This window comes from Paraburkholderia diazotrophica (assembly GCF_038900755.1).
GTDB classification, from domain to species: domain Bacteria; phylum Pseudomonadota; class Gammaproteobacteria; order Burkholderiales; family Burkholderiaceae; genus Paraburkholderia; species Paraburkholderia diazotrophica_A.
Map to the genome: position 1 here is coordinate 795,471 of NZ_JBBPEN010000003.1, position 18,965 is coordinate 814,435.

Annotated in this window: 18 protein-coding genes; 12 read left to right on the forward strand and 6 right to left on the reverse strand. The window is 64.4% G+C overall.

Translation table 11 applies throughout. The features are described from left to right. The first annotated feature begins 123 nt into the window (after positions 1-123). Entirely contained in the window at positions 124-408 is a 285-nt protein-coding gene (locus AABE10_RS13595; RefSeq protein WP_342933754.1) for a hypothetical protein, read from the forward strand. 94 nt (positions 409-502) lie between these two features. Here the strand turns inward: AABE10_RS13595 and AABE10_RS13600 are convergent, their stop codons facing one another. The 3 genes from AABE10_RS13600 to AABE10_RS13610 are packed head-to-tail and all read right to left on the reverse strand — an operon-like array spanning position 503 to position 1,994. Further along, complete coding sequence (locus AABE10_RS13600) at positions 503-862, reverse strand: DUF1488 domain-containing protein (RefSeq protein ID WP_428983309.1); 360 nt, start codon at positions 860-862, stop codon at positions 503-505. Further along, complete coding sequence (locus AABE10_RS13605; protein ID WP_342933755.1) at positions 859-1,386, reverse strand: DUF4142 domain-containing protein; 528 nt, start codon at positions 1,384-1,386, stop codon at positions 859-861. The genes AABE10_RS13600 and AABE10_RS13605 overlap by 4 nt, the downstream gene beginning before the upstream one ends. 56 nt (positions 1,387-1,442) lie before the next feature. Further along, entirely contained in the window at positions 1,443-1,994 is a 552-nt protein-coding gene (locus tag AABE10_RS13610) for a type 1 glutamine amidotransferase domain-containing protein (protein WP_342933756.1), read from the reverse strand. 207 nt (positions 1,995-2,201) lie between these two features. Between AABE10_RS13610 and AABE10_RS13615 the strand changes: the two genes are divergently transcribed. Continuing rightward, complete coding sequence (locus tag AABE10_RS13615; RefSeq protein ID WP_342933757.1) at positions 2,202-3,461, forward strand: DNA topoisomerase IB; 1,260 nt, start codon at positions 2,202-2,204, stop codon at positions 3,459-3,461. Between the two features lie 121 nt (positions 3,462-3,582). Here AABE10_RS13615 and AABE10_RS13620 read toward each other — a convergent pair whose 3' ends face one another. From AABE10_RS13620 to AABE10_RS13630, 3 genes are all read right to left on the reverse strand, one after another. Continuing rightward, positions 3,583-3,873 (reverse strand): hypothetical protein, encoded by a 291-nt coding sequence (locus tag AABE10_RS13620; protein ID WP_342933758.1) that lies wholly within the window; start codon positions 3,871-3,873, stop codon positions 3,583-3,585. 224 nt (positions 3,874-4,097) lie between these two features. Then, positions 4,098-4,286: a hypothetical protein gene (locus tag AABE10_RS13625; RefSeq protein ID WP_342933759.1), complete on the reverse strand. Its 189-nt coding sequence runs from the start codon at positions 4,284-4,286 to the stop codon at positions 4,098-4,100. Positions 4,287-4,377: 91 nt separating this feature from the next. Beyond that, complete coding sequence (locus AABE10_RS13630; RefSeq protein WP_342933760.1) at positions 4,378-4,656, reverse strand: hypothetical protein; 279 nt, start codon at positions 4,654-4,656, stop codon at positions 4,378-4,380. Between the two features lie 395 nt (positions 4,657-5,051). On the opposite strand from AABE10_RS13630, the gene AABE10_RS13635 reads away from it, so the two are divergent. The 10 genes from AABE10_RS13635 (at position 5,052) to AABE10_RS13680 (ending at position 18,960) form a co-directional block, all read left to right on the forward strand. After that, positions 5,052-5,726 (forward strand): HAD family hydrolase, encoded by a 675-nt coding sequence (locus AABE10_RS13635; RefSeq protein ID WP_342933761.1) that lies wholly within the window; start codon positions 5,052-5,054, stop codon positions 5,724-5,726. Positions 5,727-5,887: 161 nt separating this feature from the next. Beyond that, a complete protein-coding gene (locus tag AABE10_RS13640) occupies positions 5,888-6,022 on the forward strand; it encodes a hypothetical protein (protein WP_342933762.1) in 135 nt (44 codons plus the stop codon). 118 nt (positions 6,023-6,140) lie between these two features. Beyond that, entirely contained in the window at positions 6,141-6,653 is a 513-nt protein-coding gene (locus tag AABE10_RS13645) for a PRC-barrel domain-containing protein (protein ID WP_428983310.1), read from the forward strand. Positions 6,654-6,669: 16 nt separating this feature from the next. After that, positions 6,670-7,113 carry a DUF3175 domain-containing protein gene (locus tag AABE10_RS13650; RefSeq protein ID WP_342933763.1) on the forward strand — a complete coding sequence of 148 codons (444 nt, stop codon included), beginning with the start codon at positions 6,670-6,672 and terminating at the stop codon, positions 7,111-7,113. A 57-nt stretch (positions 7,114-7,170) separates the two neighbouring features. Then, the gene (locus tag AABE10_RS13655) at positions 7,171-8,490 is read left to right on the forward strand and encodes a cation:proton antiporter (RefSeq protein WP_342933764.1); all 1,320 of its coding nucleotides are present in this window, start codon (positions 7,171-7,173) and stop codon (positions 8,488-8,490) included. A gap of 258 nt (positions 8,491-8,748) precedes the next feature. After that, entirely contained in the window at positions 8,749-11,694 is a 2,946-nt protein-coding gene (locus tag AABE10_RS13660) for a bifunctional glycoside hydrolase 114/ polysaccharide deacetylase family protein (RefSeq protein ID WP_342933765.1), read from the forward strand. After that, positions 11,669-15,649, forward strand: a complete 3,981-nt coding sequence (locus tag AABE10_RS13665) for a tetratricopeptide repeat protein (RefSeq protein ID WP_342933766.1) — start codon at positions 11,669-11,671, stop codon at positions 15,647-15,649. The genes AABE10_RS13660 and AABE10_RS13665 overlap by 26 nt, the downstream gene beginning before the upstream one ends. A 36-nt stretch (positions 15,650-15,685) precedes the next feature. After that, positions 15,686-16,231 carry a penicillin-binding protein activator LpoB gene (locus tag AABE10_RS13670; protein WP_428983311.1) on the forward strand — a complete coding sequence of 182 codons (546 nt, stop codon included), beginning with the start codon at positions 15,686-15,688 and terminating at the stop codon, positions 16,229-16,231. A 67-nt stretch (positions 16,232-16,298) separates the two neighbouring features. Next, a complete protein-coding gene (locus AABE10_RS13675) occupies positions 16,299-17,789 on the forward strand; it encodes a PelD GGDEF domain-containing protein (protein WP_342933767.1) in 1,491 nt (496 codons plus the stop codon). After that, the gene (locus AABE10_RS13680) at positions 17,776-18,960 is read left to right on the forward strand and encodes a sugar ABC transporter permease (RefSeq protein WP_342933768.1); all 1,185 of its coding nucleotides are present in this window, start codon (positions 17,776-17,778) and stop codon (positions 18,958-18,960) included. The genes AABE10_RS13675 and AABE10_RS13680 overlap by 14 nt, the downstream gene beginning before the upstream one ends. Positions 18,961-18,965: the final 5 nt, after the last annotated feature.

Consider the following 18,965-nt stretch of genomic DNA (forward strand, 5'->3'; position numbering starts at 1 on the left):
GGCACGCATATTGCTCATCTGATCGCTGGCCCACTTTCACGCCTTCGCAGACAGTCACGCGGGGCGATTACACGATCTCAGATCACATACAAGGGCCGGCATTCGACAAGGGAGAGCCTCATCATGAACATCAGGAGCGTGGAGCGTCTGCTCTTCGTCGCTATCGTTACGTCAGCCGTCGTCGCGCAGGTGCGCGTGCATACGCTGCCATCGGCAAAAGCCAATCCGTCCGCGCAGGCGCGAACAGCGCAACCACGGCCCACTCGCGAAGTGCCGGCATGCGACGAAGCGCGCGGCGCGATGCTGCGCGCAGCATGCGAGACGCGACGCAATCGACGCCCCGTTGACGGTTACGACCGTGAAATAGACCGCACACGTCATTCGCGCGTGAACGACGGCTGGGTGTGATCGCCGGGCTGCTCGCGTTCGCGCGCGCGTTCACATGCGTAGACAGCGCAAATAGCGCAAATAGCGCAAGCGCACGCGGCGCGAGCCGCCTCGACTACCGCCGTTTGACGCTGCGATCCGGTTCCATGCCTTCGACACGGAACAGTCCGCTGTGCAGGATCACGCTTTCGCCGCCGTTCTGATCGAGCGCCTCGGCGCAGACGGAACGGATGCGTGCGCGCCCTCTTTCATACGCGCCGATCAACGCGCCTTCGAGCGGCGAGTCAGCGCCGAAGTGGTCTTCGAGCGCCTCGGCCGTGATCGCGCACACGACGGACTCGCCATCGACGCGCGCCGTAAAGCGCACGACCAGGCTCGACCCATCGAATACGGGCGCATCATCGGTGAATGTGATGTGCATGTGAGAGTCCTCGTACGCCGCACGCGGCATGAACACCTTGATCATCCCGTTCATGACGATGCCTTTCGCGCATCCGCGAGTTGCTGCGCCATCTGGAGATGGTGACGGATAACGGGGAGCGCGCGCGTCGCCGCGCTCTTCAGTTGCGGGTCCTGGCCGCTTTCGCTTTCCTTCTGGAACAGCACGACTGCTTTCTGATGCCCGCCCACCGCGACCTCGTCGATATACGCCTTGTCGAAGTCCGCCCCATTGAGCGCCTGCAGCTTGCCGATCAGCGCCGAATCGGCGGGCGGCGCCTTGCCGAGGCCCTTGCCCGCGGCGACGACGTCGAGGCTGCGCGCGAGCCGCGTGTGATCGGCGATCATCTGTTGCGCAAACTTCTTCACCTGCGGATCGGACGAATTCTTCAGCGCGAGCTTGCTCGCGGCGATCTCCGTGGCGCCCGCCTGCGACGCGTCCTGCACGAACTGCTGATCGCCCGGCGACAGCTTCGTCTGTGCGCTGACGACGCATGTCGCCGCGCCGAGCGCGACGATCGCGGGCAATACGACGGCTCGAACGAGTGGGCGATGCATCATGCGTCTCTCCGCTTTGGCGCCTGCTCTGATCGCTCGCTGCATGGTTGCGCTGAAACTCACGCGGCCTTCTTCTTCGACAGCTGCGCGATCAGTGTCCTGTTGAACGCGGGAATATCGTCGGGCTTGCGGCTCGTGATGAAGTTGCCGTCCTCGACGACTTCCTTGTCGACCCACGTGCCGCCCGCATTGCGAATATCGTCTTGCAGGCTGGGCCAGCTCGTGACCGTGCGTCCTTTCATCAAACCGGCGGAAACGGGCAGCCACGCGCCGTGGCAAATCACGGCGACGGGCTTCTTCGCCTGATCCGCCGCCTTGACGAACGCCTGCGCCTGCGGCAGCAGACGGATCGCGTCGCTATTCACGACGCCGCCCGGCAAGACTACTGCGTCGTAGTCGTTCGGCGCAGCCTTGTCGAAAGTCATGTCGACATCGACGGACTCGCCCTTGTCGACGTGTTTGAAGCCCTGGATCTTTCCGCTTTTGGCAGAAATTACGTGTACTGTCGCTCCCGCTTCCGTGAGCGCGCGGCGCGGCTCGATCAACTCGGCCTGCTCGAAGCCGTCGACTGCGAGTACCGCAACCTTGCATCCCGTGAGTGCGTTAGCCATGTATTCGTCCTCCCTCACTATCCGAGTGCTGCATTGTTCGTCCTGCCGGCACGCGAACACGCGGCCGGGCGTTCGCTGATCTGGCGAGCAAGTTCGATGCCCACATATCGGCGCCATACCGTCAGCGCATGTCGTGCAAGTACGTGGCACCGCTATTGCGCGGGCTACGCCGTATCGCTGAACGAGCCACATTCGACACAACGCCAGATGAAAACGATGACCCGCCACACGGTCGAAGCCATTGCCGACGCATTGCCTTCGCCGATGCCCGCCGGACTGCGGCACGCCGACGACACGCGGCCCGGCTTCACGCGCAAAAAAACGCGAGGCGCGTTCGCGTATTTCGATCTGGACGGCAAGCGCATCACGGATCAAGCGCAGATCGCGCGCATTCACGCGCTCGCGATTCCGCCTGCGTGGCGAGACGTATGGATCTGCCCCGACGCACGCGGCCATATTCAGGCCACGGGGCGCGATGCGCGCGGCCGCAAGCAGTACCGCTATCACGCGCAATGGCGTGAGACGCGCGACGCCGACAAGTTCGAACGCCTGGCAGCCTTCGGACGCGCGCTGCCGAAAATACGCGCGAGCGTCGCGCGCGATCTTGCACGCGAAGCGATGCCGCGCGAGAAGGTGATCGCGGCCGTCGTGCATCTGCTCGACACGACGCTGATTCGCGTCGGCAGCGTCGAATACGCGCGGGAAAACCAGTCCTATGGGCTCACGACGCTGCGCAAGAAGCACGTGAAGATTCGCTCGGGCGAAGTGCGCTTTCGTTTTGCGGGCAAGAGCGGCATCGAACACGATGTGACTGTCGACAATCCGCGCGTCAAGCGCATCGTGCGCGCATGCGCGGAACTGCCGGGCCACGATCTCTTTCAGTACATCGACGAAGACGGCACGCGCCGCACGGTCGAATCCGCCGATATCAACGACTATCTACGCAATGCGTGCCACGCGGACTTCACTGCGAAGGACTATCGCACATGGGCGGGCAGCGTGTTCGCGATGACCGCGCTGCGGCACCTCGTCTGCGAAAGCGCAGCAGAGGCGCGCCGCCATGTCGTCGCGACAGTGAAGGATGTGGCCGCGCTATTGCGCAATACGCCCGCTGTGTGCAGGCGTTGCTACATCCATCCCGAAGTGATCGCCGCTTTCGAAGCGGGTGAATTGCAAGAACTGTCGCCGCCGCGCGCGAGGCGTCATATGAAAGTCGACGAGGCTGCATTTGCGGCGCTGCTGGCGCAATGCGAAAAACGCGACCGGCTTGCGAAGCGTCGCGCGCGCAAAAACGGTGGCAACGCGCAACCCACCGCATCGACGGACGTCGAGCGGGCGAGACTCGCGACGCTGCTGAAAAAATCGAGCGCGCTGCAAAAGGTCAACAAGCAGGCGGCGAATAAGCAGGCAGCCAGGCAGGCCATCACGCGCACGAACAAGCAGGCGAATGCGCGAAAGACTGCTTGAGCGTCGACTCGTATCCATCTGGTGCCCATCGCGTGCCCATCTCGTGCACGTTTGGCCTGATGCTGGCCGCGCAGGCACAGGCACGCATGCGCCCTGTGCTATGAGCGCATGCGTGCCCGCGTCACTCCTCGTAGGCGGCCATGACGAGCCACATATCGCGCTCGCCGTCATGAATCTCCGCTGCCAGCGCGTACGGATCGCTCGGTCCGCATGTATTGAGCAGCGTGCGCTGCGCGACTTCGGCATTGTCGAACACGCGATCGTCGAGCGGACGAACTTCGCGCTTGCCTTCGAACATATGCTCGTTCATCCGGTACACGAGCGGCTGCGTTTTCCATGTATTGAAGCAGTCCTTCACGTGCTGAAAGTCGCCACCGCAGATGTTGCTCTGATAGTGAATTCTCGAACGCATCACATTACCTCCATGGGGCGCGTGTCCGTTGCCGCGGTTGTGGATGCTCTACCGCGCAAGCCGGATCGCGAGTGGGACGGGCGTTGATGCGCCCGTTGTCCGCAACGCGGATCGCCACGTACCCCCGTTGTGCCGCGCCCTTCAGGTCCTCGATGAAGAACGCGGCATGATCCGATTCCCTCATTACCCCGGGGCTGCCCGAGGTACCCCGTCACTGCGCGATGTCACTGGCTCGCGCCCGATGCCCCTGCTGCGCCGCTTGCGCCCATCGCGCCTGCGGCCGGGGCCATGCTGCTGCCCGCTGCCGCGCCCGTGTCGCTGCTGGTGTTGTCCGCCTTCTTGCAGGCCGCGCCCAGTGACATCGACACGACCGCTATCGCGAGCAACGCGTATTTCCATCCTGGCTGTGTCATGATTCCTCCCGCCTTTGCTAAAGGTCCGGCATATCGCGCCACATCGCACTCGCATCGCGAAGCAGTGGCGGGCGCCGGACGGAATCAAGGGTCATTGCCCCTTCGTATCGCTGCTTGCGTCGGCGCCCGGCACGTTGGTGGTGTCGGTAGCCGACTTCTTGTGCGACTTCGACATCTTATGATGCATCTTTTTCGACGCATGTGTGCCCGACGATGCCATGCCCGCCCCCGTCTCATCGGACGAACTCATTCCGGCACCATTGCCGCCACCGCCCGCCGAACCGCCGCCGTTGCTGCCGCCCGTCTGGGCAAAAGCGCCTCCCGACAGTGCGAGCATTGCCGCTACGATCCATGCTTTACGGTTCTTCATCTGTTAGCTCCTTGAAAAACGTGATCAGTGAGTGCGGTTGACTGCCGCCAAAAAACCTGGTGCTGTCACTCGTCAGTTCAGCAAACGGTGTGCCCCTGCGAAGCCTCGCGTGCCCGTCTGGATGCGGCCTGGCACGGTTTCGCCAGCAGTTGCACGCGATGAAGAACCGGGCCGCGCGCACACGCTCTTTGATATTTACAAAGCGGACGTAAATCTTTCGTGGAATAAATGGCGCAATATGGGCGCTGTGCCGCCAAGCATCGCCACGCATGCAATGCGTGCCCGCTTGCGGCTTGCTAGTTCGCTTTGCTAGTCGGCGCTCATGTTGGTTTGCGTGTCCACTCGATTACCGATTTCCCATCCACCGCATCTGATCGCACTCGAAGGAGAAGCCCATGCGTATATCCACATCATTTCTGTTCGATCTCGACGGCACGCTCGTCGATAGCGTGTATCAGCATGTGCTCGCCTGGAAGGAAGCACTCGACGAAGAAGGCATCGAATTGTCGGTGTGGCGCATTCATCGAAAGATCGGCATGAGCGGCGGTCTCTTCACGCATCAGCTGCTGCGCGAAACGGGCGGCGACATGAGCACAGAGCGCGTCGAGCGCCTGCGCCGCGCGCACGCGCGCGCATACAGGCAACTGCATGCGAAAGTGCGGCCCCTGCCCGGCGCGCGTGCCTTGCTCGCCGCGCTGACGGAAAGCGGCACGCCCTGGGCGATCGCGACCAGCGGCCGGATGGAAACAGCAGCCGTGAACCTCGAAGCGCTAGGCGTCGATCCGTCGAAGACCGTGGTCGTCACACGCGACGACGTGAAATACGCGAAGCCCGACCCCGATCTGTTCGTCGCCGCTGCGCAGCGGCTCAATGTGCCGATCGAGCATGCCGTCGTCGTCGGTGACAGCATCTGGGACATGCTTGCGGCGCGCCGTTGCCGGGCGCTCGGCGTGGGTCTGCTGTCGGGCGGCTACGGCCAGGAAGAGCTCGAACGCGCAGGCGCGTTACGCGTCTATGAAGATCCCGCCGATCTGCTCGAGCATCTCGACGAAATCGCCGCGCGGCCCTGATTCGCGCCGCTCTCTCTTTTTGCGTTCGATGCTGCACGGCGTGCTACGAAACGTGGCACGCCGCGTGCAGCGCTTCTTTCATTCCGCGACAGAAAACGTGTCGCATGGGACCAGAGTAAGTGCTAAAGCGCCAACTCCGGTCGACAAAGGAGAGAGAGATCATGAACCGTGAAGAAAACTCCGCCGATACCACGCCGCGTCCCGACGACGCGCCGCAGGGCCAGCCCCAGCCGCCCGACACCACGAAGGAACTGCCCGAGCTGCCCGATCCCGCCGAAGTCGGCGAGGACGGCTAGCGGGTTCGTCGATCCCTTCGCGCATGCCGCGCCGACGCGTCGGCGCGAGGAATAGGTGTTGCTCGAATCCGGCTATACGCTCAACCGCACACCCGCACACCCACGAGGGAGAAGCATCATGACGATGGCGAAACAAACGCAAGGCGCGAATATCGTCGGCGCGAACCACGGCCGATCGACGGGCCCTGGCCCCGACGTGATGGCGGCCGCCACGCTCGATGGCGACAAGGTGCTGAGCGCCGACGGCAACGATATAGGCAAGATCAAGGACATCATGCTCGACGTGCGCTCGGGGCGCATCGCGTATGCGGTGCTGTCGAGCGGCGGCTTTCTCGGCATCGGCGACAAGCTGCTCGCCGTTCCGTGGAGCGCGCTCACGCTCGACGCGGACCGCAAATGCTTCCTGCTCGACATGCCGACTGAGAGCGTGAAAAACGCGCCGGGCTTCGACAAGGACCACTGGCCGTCGATGGCGAACGCGACGTGGGCAACGTCGGTGCATCAGTACTATGGACGCGAGCCCTATTGGCGCAGAAGCGAAAGCAGCAGCGCCGGCGATGGCGAATTCGGCGCCGGCGACATCCCGCCCGGATCGTCCGATGCGCCCGAAGCAGGCGGCGTGAAGCTGTGATTCATCGGGGACCATGATGGTTACCAGCAAACCCGGCAAACGCAGTGGAACGTCGAGTGGCAAGAAGACGGCCGCGCACGCGTCGACCCGCACGAAAGGCGGCCGTCCGCCGCGCCAGCGGCACACGCAGGCGAAGGCCGCGCATCATCGCGCGCGAACATCGTCGGCGGGTTCGTCGAAAAGCACGTCGAAGTACTGGTCGCATCACGTGATGGAAACGAGCGACGCGATGGACCTACAAAAGGACATCTTCAAGACAGGCAGCGCCGACGAAATCGCGCAATCGCTCAAGCGTTCGTCGACGCGCAGCAAGCGGCGCAAGGGCACGCCGTTCCAGTCGGCGATGTCGATGCTCAACTTCTATATCAACCGCGCGGGCCGCAATCTGCCGAAGTCGCGCAAGAGCACGCTCGAACAGGCCAAGCGCAAGCTGCGCGAAGCGTTCGGCCGCGCGCCCTGACATCGATGCAGGGACACGATGCATCGACGCCCTTGTCTGCATGCGCGCTGACGGCCCATGCATGAAACAGTCTGGTGGTATCTGATAGTCGGCGGCGTGCTGGTTTTCATGGGCATCGCCGCGACGACCTTCAAGCGTCTGCCGCTGTCCGCCGCGATGCTCTATCTCGCGATCGGCTATGCGCTCGGTCCCGCGCATCTTTTGCGACTCGACATCGTGCGCGACGCGCATTTTCTGCGGCCCGTTACGGAGGTCGCGCTGCTCGTCTCGCTGTTCGCAATCGGGCTGCGTCTGCGGCTGCCTCTCATCGCACCTCTATGGGCGCTGCCGCTGCGCCTGGGCTTCGTCGCGATGCTGCTGACTATCCCGTTGCTCACGCTCGTCGGCGCATTCCTGCTCGGACTCGACTGGGGCCCGGCGATCCTGCTCGCCGCGATACTCGCGCCCACCGACCCCGTGCTCGCGCACGACGTGCAGGTGCAGGAATCCGACGATGTGGACCTGCTGCGCTTCTCGCTGTCGGGCGAAGGCGGCCTGAACGACGGCATTGCATTGCCGTTCGCGCTGCTGGGTCTCGCGTTGTGCGCATCGGGAACGGCGAACGGCGGCGACCCGCTCGACTGGGACTTCGCGCTCACCGCGGTAGCGGGCGTCGTCGGCGGCCTCGTGATCGGCGGCGTGCTCGGATGGATCACGACGTGGTCGGTCGCGTGGTTGCGCACGCGACATGCGCAGGCTCTCGGACTCGAAGGCTTCTTCGCGCTCGGCCTGATCGGTCTCGCGTACGGCGCCGCGCAGCTTGCGCATACCTATGGATTCGTCGCCGTGTTCGCGGCGGGTGTCGCGATGCGCCGCGTCGAGCATCGCGCGAGCGGCCCGCGTTCGCCACGCGAGACGATCGGCACCGTCGATTCGGAAGATGTCGTCGCAACGGCCGCCGATCCGCAAAAAGCGCATGCGTATATGGCCGAATCGGTGCTCGGCTTCACGATCGAACTCGAACGCATCGCCGAAGTGGCCGTGATGATGATCGTCGGCAATGTGCTCGCGAGTACTCGTGCGTCGCTCCTCACGTGGCAAAGCGCCGTGTTGATCGCGGCACTCTTTTTCGTCGTGCGGCCGCTCGCCGTCGAAGCGTCGTTGCTCGGCTCCGATGCGTCTCGCGCGCAACGCAGACTGATGAGCTGGTTCGGCATTCGCGGCATCGGTTCTTTCTATTACCTTGCATTCGCACTCGAAGCCACGCAACGCAGCCATTCCGCCGACATTCTCGCGCTCGTGCCGCTGACACTCGCCGTCATCACATCGTCAGTCGTCGTGCATGGCATTACGGCGACGCCATTGATGAACTGGTATCACCGCGCGCGCAATCGTTAAATGCCAGAAAAACATCGAAAACAGAAAGGCATTGAATTACCATAGCGCCGCGCCTAATGCACGTCGATTTGAATAATAGCGTCAGATTTAAAACGAGCGTGCTATAGGCAGCGATTCACGCGGCAATATGCGACTCCCGCGACACTAATGTCGCCGGATGGTCCGTTAAATCTTGTTATGATGAGCGCCGTCGCAATCGAAAAAACCGGATGCAACGGCGCATGCCCGTCTGTTCAATTCAGTAGAACAACTTTGCGGATGACATTAAGCGGCTTGCATCATCATTTCAGGGATTTTCTTTGCACCTTTAAGGACGCAATTCCCCTGCCGGTACGCAAAGGACGCTCGCAACGCATCCACGGGCCATGCTGCGCGCTGTTTCTTCTCGCGCTCGCGCTCGCACTGCCGCTGCGTCCCGCTTATGCGAACGATGTCGCGCAAACGATCACGCAAACGGTTACGCAACCTTCATTCGCGCTTTATTACGGCAAATCGCCGCCCGTCGATATGCTCTCGGCATTCGACGCGGCCGTGATCGAACCCGACAGCGGTTTCGATCCGCTCGCGCACCGCTTGCCGCATACCACGTGGTTTGCATATGCGAGCGTCGGCGAAGTGTTGCCGTCGCGCAGCTATTACGCGGACTTGCCGAAGAACTGGCTCGCCGGACGCAATGAATCATGGGCTTCGCGCGTCGTCGACCAGAGCCAGCCCGAATGGCCCGCGTTCTTCGTCGATCACGTGATCAAGCCGCTTTGGGACAAAGGCTATCGTGGCTTCTTCCTCGACACGATGGATTCGTGGCAACTCGTCGCCAAAACGGACGATGCGCGCGCGCAACAGATTGCCGGGCTCGCCAACGTTATCCGCGCGATCAAGGCGCGCTATCCCGATGCGAAGCTGATCTTCAATCGCGGCTTCGAAATCCTGCCTCAGGTGCACGACCTCGCTTTCGCGGTCGCGTTCGAATCGCTTTATCGCGGCTGGGACCCGTCGCGGCAGCGCTATACGGAAGTACCCGCGCAGGACCGCGACTGGCTGCTACAACAGGCAAGGACGATACGCGAGCAATATCGTCTGCCCGTCGTTTCGATCGACTACTGCCCGCCCTCCGACCGCGCATGCCAGCAGGACGCGATCGCAAAGATCAAGTCACAGGGCATCGTGCCGTATGTGACGGACGGCGCGCTCGCGACGATGGGCGTCGGCGCGGTCGAGCCCGTCAAGCGCCGCATTCTCGTGATTCAGGACGCGCCGCCGCGCACGGACCTGAACGTGTCGCCGGGTGTGCGTTTTCTGGGGATGCCGCTCAACTATCTCGGCTACCGCATCGACTACCGCGACGCGCGAGACCCGCTGCCGCAAGGCGACCTGCACGACCGTTATGCGGGCGTCGTGCTATGGCTCGACGACATGGTGCCGAACAGCAAGGCGTATCGCGACTGGCTCGTCGCGCAGATCGACGCGAAGATGCCCATGGCCGTCTTCACGACCTTCGGCACGCAGATCGATCCTCAACTCGCGAAGAAGCTCGATGTCGAAACGGTGACGGGCGCGCCGTCGAACGGCAAGCTCGATGTCGAATCGTACGATCCGAAGCTGATGGGCTTCGAAATGAAGCCGCATCCTCTCGCGCGCGATTACACGCCGATACGCGCCGGGCCGCATAGCCGCTCGCTGCTGCGCTTGCGCTCGGGTGACTTCGTGATCGACGGCGCTGCAATCACGCCGTGGGGTGGCTATGCGATGCGGCCATTCGGTGTCTACGAGCTCGATGCCGTCGATCAGGAGCGCTGGGTCACGCAGCCGATCGAGTTCCTGCGCGCCGCACTGCGCCTGCCCGCCGACATGCCCGTACCCGATACGACGACGGAAAACGGCCGGCGTCTGCTGATGTCGCATATCGACGGCGACGGTTTCGCGTCGCGCGCCGAGTACACCGAGAACTCGCCGAACGCCGCGCCCAATACCGACCTCACGCCGCAATATTCGGGCGACATGCTGTACCGGCTTCTGCGCGATTCGGGCATGCCGACCACCGTATCGCTGATCGAAGGCGAAGTCACCGACGACGGTCCGTTCAAAAGCTACGCACCGCACTTGCGCTCGATCGGCAAAAAGATCTTCGAGTTGCCGAACGTCGAGGTGGCGACGCACACGTACACGCATCCGCTGCAATGGATGCGCGTGACGGGGCTCGGCGTTTCCCGCACGGGCACGCAGACGGAAGGCGGCGGCGAGGCGAGCAGCAGCGGCCTCTCTATCGACATTCCCGGCTACACGTTCAGCATCGACCGCGAAATAAAAGGGTCGATCGACTATATCGACCGCAACGTGGCGCCCGCTTCGAAGCCCGTGCGCATGGTGCTGTGGAGCGGCGACTGCCAGGTGCCTTCGCCCGTGCTGAAGGCCGCCTACGACGCGGGCATGCTCAATCTGAACGGCGGCGATACGCTCATCACGAAGAGCTATCCGAGCTGGACGGCAATCGCGCCGCTCGGCGTAATGAAGGACGGCTACTACCAGATCTTCGCGCCCAACCAGAACGAAGAACTGTACACGGGCCTATGGCATGGACCGTTCTATGGCTTCTCGCGCGTGCTCGAAACATTCGCGATGACCGACAAGCCGATCCGCTTCAAGCCGATCGACATTTACTACCACATGTTCTCGGGCACGAAGTACGCGTCGATGAAAGCGCTGCGCGAAGTCTTCGATATCGTCCTCAAGCAGCCCGTCACGCCCGTCTTCACATCCGAGTATGCGCGCAACGTGCTCGACTGGCTCGACACCAGCCTGTATCGCGAGCCGGGCAGCAACGTCTGGGTCGTGCGCAACGGCGCGCATCTTCGCACCGTGCGCCTGCCCGCCGGCAAGGTGCCCGACATGACGGGCGCAACGGGCGTGGCCGGCTATCTGCCGGGACCGGGCGGCACCTATGTGCATCTGACGGGCGACGGCATCGCGCGCTTCGCGGTCATCGATCAGTCGGCCGCGCGCGCCGTGCCCTATCTCGCCGAAGCCAACGGCATGCTCGATCATTTCGTGCGCACGCGCAGCGGCTTTTCGTTCGATCTGCGCTCGCATGTCGCGCCGATGTTTCGCCTCGCCAACGCCGGCGCATGCCGCGTGACGCGGCGCCCCGTCGCGAGCCCCGCCAACGACTATCGCCAACTGCATGTCGACGTCGCCTGTACCACCTGACCGGCAGCGGCTCTTTTCGCCCGCGGTCCTTCTCGTGCTCGGCCTGCTGGTCGCCGTGATGCTGGTGCTCGCCTTCCCGAGCGAGACGATCAAGGCGCGGCTGCTCGAAGGCGCGAATGCCGACAGCCTGACGATCGCCTATCTCGAAGCGTGGCTGCGCGTCGATCCCGACAACGCGGAAGTGCTGTCCGAGTTGACACGCGAATACCTGAAGGGTCAGCGCGTCGCGGATGCCACGCGCATCCTCGATCGTCTTTCGCGCTCCGACGATGTCACCGCGCGGCAAAGCGCGCTCGCGATACGCGTGTCGCTCGCGCAGCGGCGTCTCTATGCGCTCAAGCCCGGCGATCCCGCGCGGCCCGCGCGCATCCGCGAACTCGACGCGCTGCTGCATCAGGCGCTCGGCTACACATGGACCAACGAGCAGTTGCAGACGCTCGCGCAACAGGCGCGCGGATTGAACGACAACGAGCTGGCCGCGCGCTATTACACGCGGCTCGCGCAGTCCGATTCGAAGCACGCGCGCGACTGGCTCACGGCGCTCGCGCAAACGCAACTCGGCAACCGGAACCCGCGCGCCGCCGCCGATGCGTGGTTCGCCGTGCAGGCACTGGGCGCGACGCGCGACGAAAAGCGCGCGGCGTTCATCGCGGGCCTGCGCGCGCTGCAATCGGGCAACGACATGGCAGCCGCGATGCAAGCCGCCGAACAGCACATCGGCGATCTCGCCGACGATCCCGACACGCTGCGCTTTCTCGCCAACCTCGCGCTCGCGGCGGGACGTCCCGATCTCGCGTCGAAGTACGTGAAGCGGCTGATGAAGATGTCGGCGCTCGATCCTCGCGATGGGCTCACGCGGCGCGTATCGTTTTTGCGCCCGATGCATGAGCCGGACGCAGAAGCAGGCGTCATCGAGCATCTCACGTCACGCGGCGTGTGGCTGCGCGCCGGCTGGTATCGCCGTCCCGTGCCGCGCGCGATGACGTTGCGCCGCGCACTCGATGCGGCTTCAATCGAGGCTTCAATCGGGGCTTCAATCGGGGCTTCAACAGACGATCGACGGGCGCGGCTCGTGCGCATCGCCGCGCCCGTGCCCGCTTCGAGCCCAGCAGCCCCTGCTGCGCCGAACGACGTCACCGCGTCCGATTACGAACTCGCGTATCGCGTGTTCCTTGCGAACGGCGACGTCGCCGGCGCGCAGCGCATCGCGCAGATGGCCGTCGACAAGGACCCGCAATCGATCGTATGGCGCGAACGTCTCGCGCAGGTCGCCGAATGGAACCATCACCCGGAAATCGCGCTGTCGAACTACATGGCCCTCGCGAAGCTACGCGGCACGCAGGACGACTGGAATCGCGTCGCGCGCCTCGCGCCCGGACTCAACGACGACGCGGCGCTGCTTACCGTCACGCTGCACCAGGCCGACGAGCAGCCAGCCAATCTCAAGCGCCTGGACGCCGTGGTGTTTTCATACGAGCGTCTTGGCGATCCCGACTCCGCGCTGCGCTTTCTGCAAACGCGCTTCAAGGGCCCGCTTCGCCGCGAGGCATCAGAGCGCTACGCGCAGGTCGCCGAGCGCAAGGGCGACGACGATCTTGCGTTGCGCACATGGCAGGGCCTCGAACGCGAATACGGGCCGAACGCGGACTACGCGCTGAAGATCGCCACGATGCTGTACGCGCGCGCGCATTTCGACGCAGCGCTCGCCGCGATGAACGAAGCGAAACGCGCCGCGCCGCCGTCGAACGACGAATTCTGGCGCTTCTACGCGACGCTTGCCGATGCGAACCAGGACACGCGCGATGCGGGCCTCGGCTATCGTCGGTTGATCGCGGGCGGCAAGGCGAGCGCGCAGGATTTCGAGCTGATGACGAACTTCTTCAACAACTCTCCGATCGACGCAGGACGTCTCGCCGAACACGCGTACCGTCACGGTGGATCGCCGCGCATGTTGTCGGAAGCGCTGTACGACTATCAGCACGCGAATGCATGGGGGCGCATCAAGGCGTTGCTCGCATCGCTCACGCCGGAGCAGTTGAAGGAGGCAGAACAGTCCACGACGTTCCTGCTCGCTCGCGCCGACTATGAGCGGCAAATGGGCCAGAACGACGCCGCATTGCGCGACATCGAGCGCGCCGCCACGCTCGACCCGAACAGCGCGGAAGCGCGCGCGGCCTATATCTGGATGCTGAACGAGCGCGGCACCGATGCCGCATTGCAGGCCGCGCTGCGCCGCTTCGCCGGCGACGCCGAAGGCGATCCGCAGTTATGGGCCGCGTATGGCGCGGCATGGCTGCGTCTCGGCGACGGACGCAAAGCCCTGCACTATCTGCGCAAGCAGACCGTGAAGGGCGAGCGAAGCCTGCTGTGGCGCCTGACGTATGCCGACGCGCTCGAGTTGAACGGGCGCGTCGACGATGCGTGGCGCTTGCGCAAGCAGGTGTGGATCGAGCTTGCGCGCCGCCGGCGCGATGCGTCGCGCGCGCAGCCACCGCCCGCCGCCGAAGTCGACGATCTGCGCGCCCGTTACGTCGCGCTCACGCAACTCTATGCGAACGGCGACCGTTCGCGCGCAGTGCTGATCGAGATGCTGCGCGCCGATCGCAAGCGCACCGATGCAAACGGCGCGGCCGCATCCGGGCTCGGCGACATCGGCGAATTGCCGCCCGCGAAGCAGGCTGAAATTCGCAAGGACCAACGTCTCTATTCGTCGATCGCGCGCGAGGCCGCGATGTCATGGGCGCAGAGCGAGGACGCGCCCGACATGGAGCGCGCATGGCTCACGAGGCAGTACATCAGCGACAGCCAGCGCCCCGTCTACGCGCAGGCGCAGCTCGCGATCAGCGATGGCGACATCGACGGACTGTCACGCCTGCTCGACACGCTGCCCGATCTGATCCCACGGCAGAGCCGGATCGACGCGCAAGCGCTGACGGGCCGCGTGGCCGCGGCGCAAACGGGCGCGTTCGACTCGCTCACGCGCGCGCCCGAAGACGAGACGACCCAGGCAGTCGCACGCGAGCAGTTGCTCGCGAATGCACAGGCGTTGGCGGGCGCGTTCCGTTACGCCGATCAGGGCCCGTTGCGCTTCACAGAGGAATCGGCGGCGGGCAGCGTGCGCATCACGCCTTCGCGGAATCTGCAGTTCCGCTACATGCAGCGCGATCAGACGGTGGACGGCTCGCAGCTCGCGTATGCGCCGAAGCACGACCGGCTCTTCGAAGCGATCTACGGACACAAGGGACTCTACGACGAAGAGCACGTAACGCTCGGCCGCCGCAATGCGCTCGATGACTTCACAACGGCGCGCATCGAGGGCACGTACAACGTCACGCGGCGCCTCACGCTGACCTACGCGCTCGGCTACAACCAGGCGGCGACGGAGTCCACGCAGCTGACGGTGGGCGGCACCAAGGACCTTGCGTCGCTCGGCTTCAGCTATGTGCCCGATCCGCACTGGTTCGGCGGCGCGCGTTACGAATATGCACGCTTTCACGGACAGGACCGTTCGTATCTCGGCAACGGCAGTCTCGTCGAAGCGAACATCGGCTACAAGATCAAGACCGATTATCCCGACTACACGATCCGCGCCGTTTTCGCGCATGGCCAGTACAACGCGACGGGCACGCCCGGCAGCGACCTGCGCGTGCTGCTGCCGCAGGGCACGCCGTTCACGGCGACGTCGTTCATGCCGCAGACCTTCACGCAAGGCGGCTTGCTGTTTTCGTTCGGCGACGGGTTGCCGGACGAGTATTCGAAGGGATGGCGGCCGATGTTCATCGGCGGGCCGCTGCGCGATTCGCGCGCGGGCTGGTCGGGCGAGGCCGAGCTTGGCGTGGTCGGCAGCGTGTTCGGCAACGATCAGCTGATGCTCTATGGCGCGTATCAGGGCGTCTCGTCGAATCACTCGACATCGGTGAAGGAAGTCGGCGTGCGGTATCGCTATCTGTATTGAAACGGCATTCAAGAGCATGGACCAGAGGGGAACGTTATGAACCACAGCAACAACATTCGCGCGCGCACCGTGACGCTTGTTTCGTCCGTCGCGCTGATGGCCGCGCTCGCCGGCTGCGCGGTCGTCGATCGCAGCGCGCCGCCCGCGATTTCGAAAAGCGACAGCGTCGCCATCCTGCCCATCGTGAACAACACGGAGACGCCGCAGGCGGGACAGCGCGCCGCGTCGATCGCGCAGAGCCTGCTCGCCTCGTATGGCTACACGAATCTGTCGCGCTATCCCGCGAGCGCGGACGACGAAACGCTGTTCGATCCCGCGAAACCCGATGCGCAGCAGAACGCGCTGAACTGGGCGCGTCAGCAGAACGCGCGCTATGCGCTGACGGGCGCCGTCAACGAATGGCGCTACAAGGTGGGCGTCGACGGCGAGCCGGCCGTCGGACTCGCGTTCGACGTGATCGACGTGCAGACGGGCAAGGTCGTATGGACGGGCACGGGCAGCCGCACGGGATGGAGTCGCGATGCCGTGTCGGGCGTCGCGCAGAAGCTCGAGCGCGAGTTGCTGTCGCCGCTCGCGCGCTGAGCGTGTCCGACGCGACTATCATCGACTCTGAGTTCGAGTCGAATCCAGACTGAATCGGGCGAACGCGATGAATACGCACGCTAACGAACGACGGGCGCCGCGCGGGCGCCATAGACGACGACACCAGCGGCGGCAGGAGCAAAGCGTCGGCGCGGGCTCGTGGTGGGCGCGCGTGATCGCGCCGCCACGCGGCTCGACACATCACAACCTGATCGCGACGCTCGAAACGGTTGTCGCGACGCTGATCGCGATTGCCGTGTGCTGGGCCTTCGATCGCGACGATCCGCTCCTCGTGCACAGCGGCTTCGGCTGGGTGTGGATCGTGCCGCTCGTGATCGCGCTGCGTTACGGGTCGATTGCAGGCGTGCTTTCAGGGCTGATTCTGCTCGCGTCGTGGTATGTGCTCTATCCGCATGGCGACGGCACGCCGGCGCACGCTTCGCTCGCGCACATGCTGACGACGGCTCCGCATACACAGCTCTTCCCTGTGAGCTTTTTCCTCGGCGGATTCGTCGTCACGATGCTATGCGGGCAATTCGGGGACATCTGGATCACGCGCTTGCGCCAGGGCCGCATCGCCAACGACTATCTCGCCGAACGCCTGTCGATCCTCACGCGCAATCAGTTCATGTTGCGGCTGTCGCATGAAAGGCTCGAACAGGATCTGCTGGGCCGCCCCGCCACGCTGCGCGATTCGCTCGCGCGGCTGCGCAGGATCGTGCTGGATCAGGAGCCGACGGCGACGCAGCAAGGCGCCGCGGACTTGCGCGGCGCGCAGCCGTTCCTCGACGCCGCCGCGCAGGCCTGTCAGATAGAAGCCGCGAGCGTGCATCCATGGCGCGACGCCACGCTTTCGACGGACGTGGCCGCGTCGATCGGCGCGCCTTCCGCGTTCGATCCGGACGATCCGCTCGTGCGCGAAGCGCTCGATACGCGCACGCTGGTCCATGTCGAATCGAAAGCGAATCAGGACATCGCGCGCAGCAATTACGTCGTGGTCGTGCCGCTCATGGATGCGCAAAAGAATCCCGTCGGCGTGCTGGCCGTCGAACGCATGCCGTTTCTCGCGCTCACGCGCGACAACCTGCAATTCCTGCTGGTGCTGTGCAACGTCTATGCGGACGGCGTACAGCATGCCGTCGTCACGCGCGAGACGCTCGCGGCTTTTCCGTCATGCCCTCACACGTTCGCGCTCGACTACGCGCGGCTCGTTCATCTGAAGCGCGATACGCAGGTGCAATCGTCGATCGTCGCGCTCGTGTTTCACAACGACGACGAGAGCGCGACGCTCTATGAGCACGTGCTGCGCACGCGCCGCGCGCTCGACGTGCAATGGCCGTTGCAAGACGACGGGCATCGCGTGGTGCTTACGTTGATGCCGCTATCGGGCGAAAGCGCGGTGGACGGCTATCTGATGCGTATCGAAGAGAATCTGCGCGCGCAGTACGGTGTGGATTTCGAAGCGGCGCGCGTGGCCGTGCATTCGATGGCCGTGCCCGCCGATGAAGCCATCGCCGAGTTGCGGCATCTGCTGGAGCGTTGCGATGTCCGCTACTGATCAAAACACGCGTGCTCATCGGCGCGACGTAAGCGCGCGGTCAGTGGGCGCGCGCATCACGTTCGTCGCCGTGCTGCTCATCTTGCTCGCGCTCGCGTTGCAGATCGCCGTGTTCGCGATCGCGGCGCGCAGCGCGCCCGACACGTCCGCGCAATGGCTCGGCGATATCGTGAGCACCGGCAATGCGTCGCTGCATTCCACCGCGCATCTGAACACACAGGTGTTGCTGCTGTGCCTGCTCGTGCAGGCGCTCGCTGCGCTGGTGGCGGCATACGGCCTCGCATCGGTGTTGCCCGTGCGTTATCGTCTGCCGCGCGCGGGCCTGCTGGCTGCGCTGTGGGTTCTGAATTTCGCGGTGCCGGTCGGCGGCCTGCTCGGGCCGATCGGCGCGATGGCGATTGCCCGCATGTTGCCGAGGCCACGCGCGGAGTTGCCCGTCGCGCTCGTCGACGAGCCGGAGTTCGCCGCGAATCTGATGGGCACCGTTTCGTATGGACGCGGCGCGCGGCTGAAGGCCGAGTTGCAGAACGCCGAAGCGGGCACGTCGTTTCGGATGACCGCGTTGCTCGCGATGCAGTCGATGCCCGCGCGCACCGTTTCGCCGCTGCTGCAAGGCATGCTCGCCGATCCGCTCGACGATATCCGCCTGCTCGCGTACGGCATTCTCGACAACCGCGAGAAGGGACTCACGCAGCGGATACTCGTCGAGCGCCCGAAGCTCGATCCGAAACTGCATCCCGAACTGAACGATGCCCAGCGCGCTGAAGCGAACAGGACGCTCGCGCAACTGTATAGCGAGCTGATATACGAAAATCTCGTCACGGGCGACGTGTATCGCAATGCAGCTGCTCAGGCCGATGCATACGCAGCCGCGGCGCTCGCGCACGATCCGAACGACGCGGCGCTATGGCGTCTGCGCGGCCGTCTTGCGATTGCACGGCTCGATCTCGACGACGCGGATACGATGCTGCAACGTGCAATCGACTGCGGCTTTCCGCGCGACCGCATGCTGCCGTGGCTCGCGGAAGCGGCCTGGCTGCGCCGCGATTTCGCGCGCGTGCGCACGCTGCTCGGTGAAATGGACAGCCGCGCGACTACCCCGACGCTGTCCGCCGTCCTCGATTTCTGGAAGCCGCGCGGCCCAGGCGCCGCGCGTCCGCACTCCGCCTGAGACAT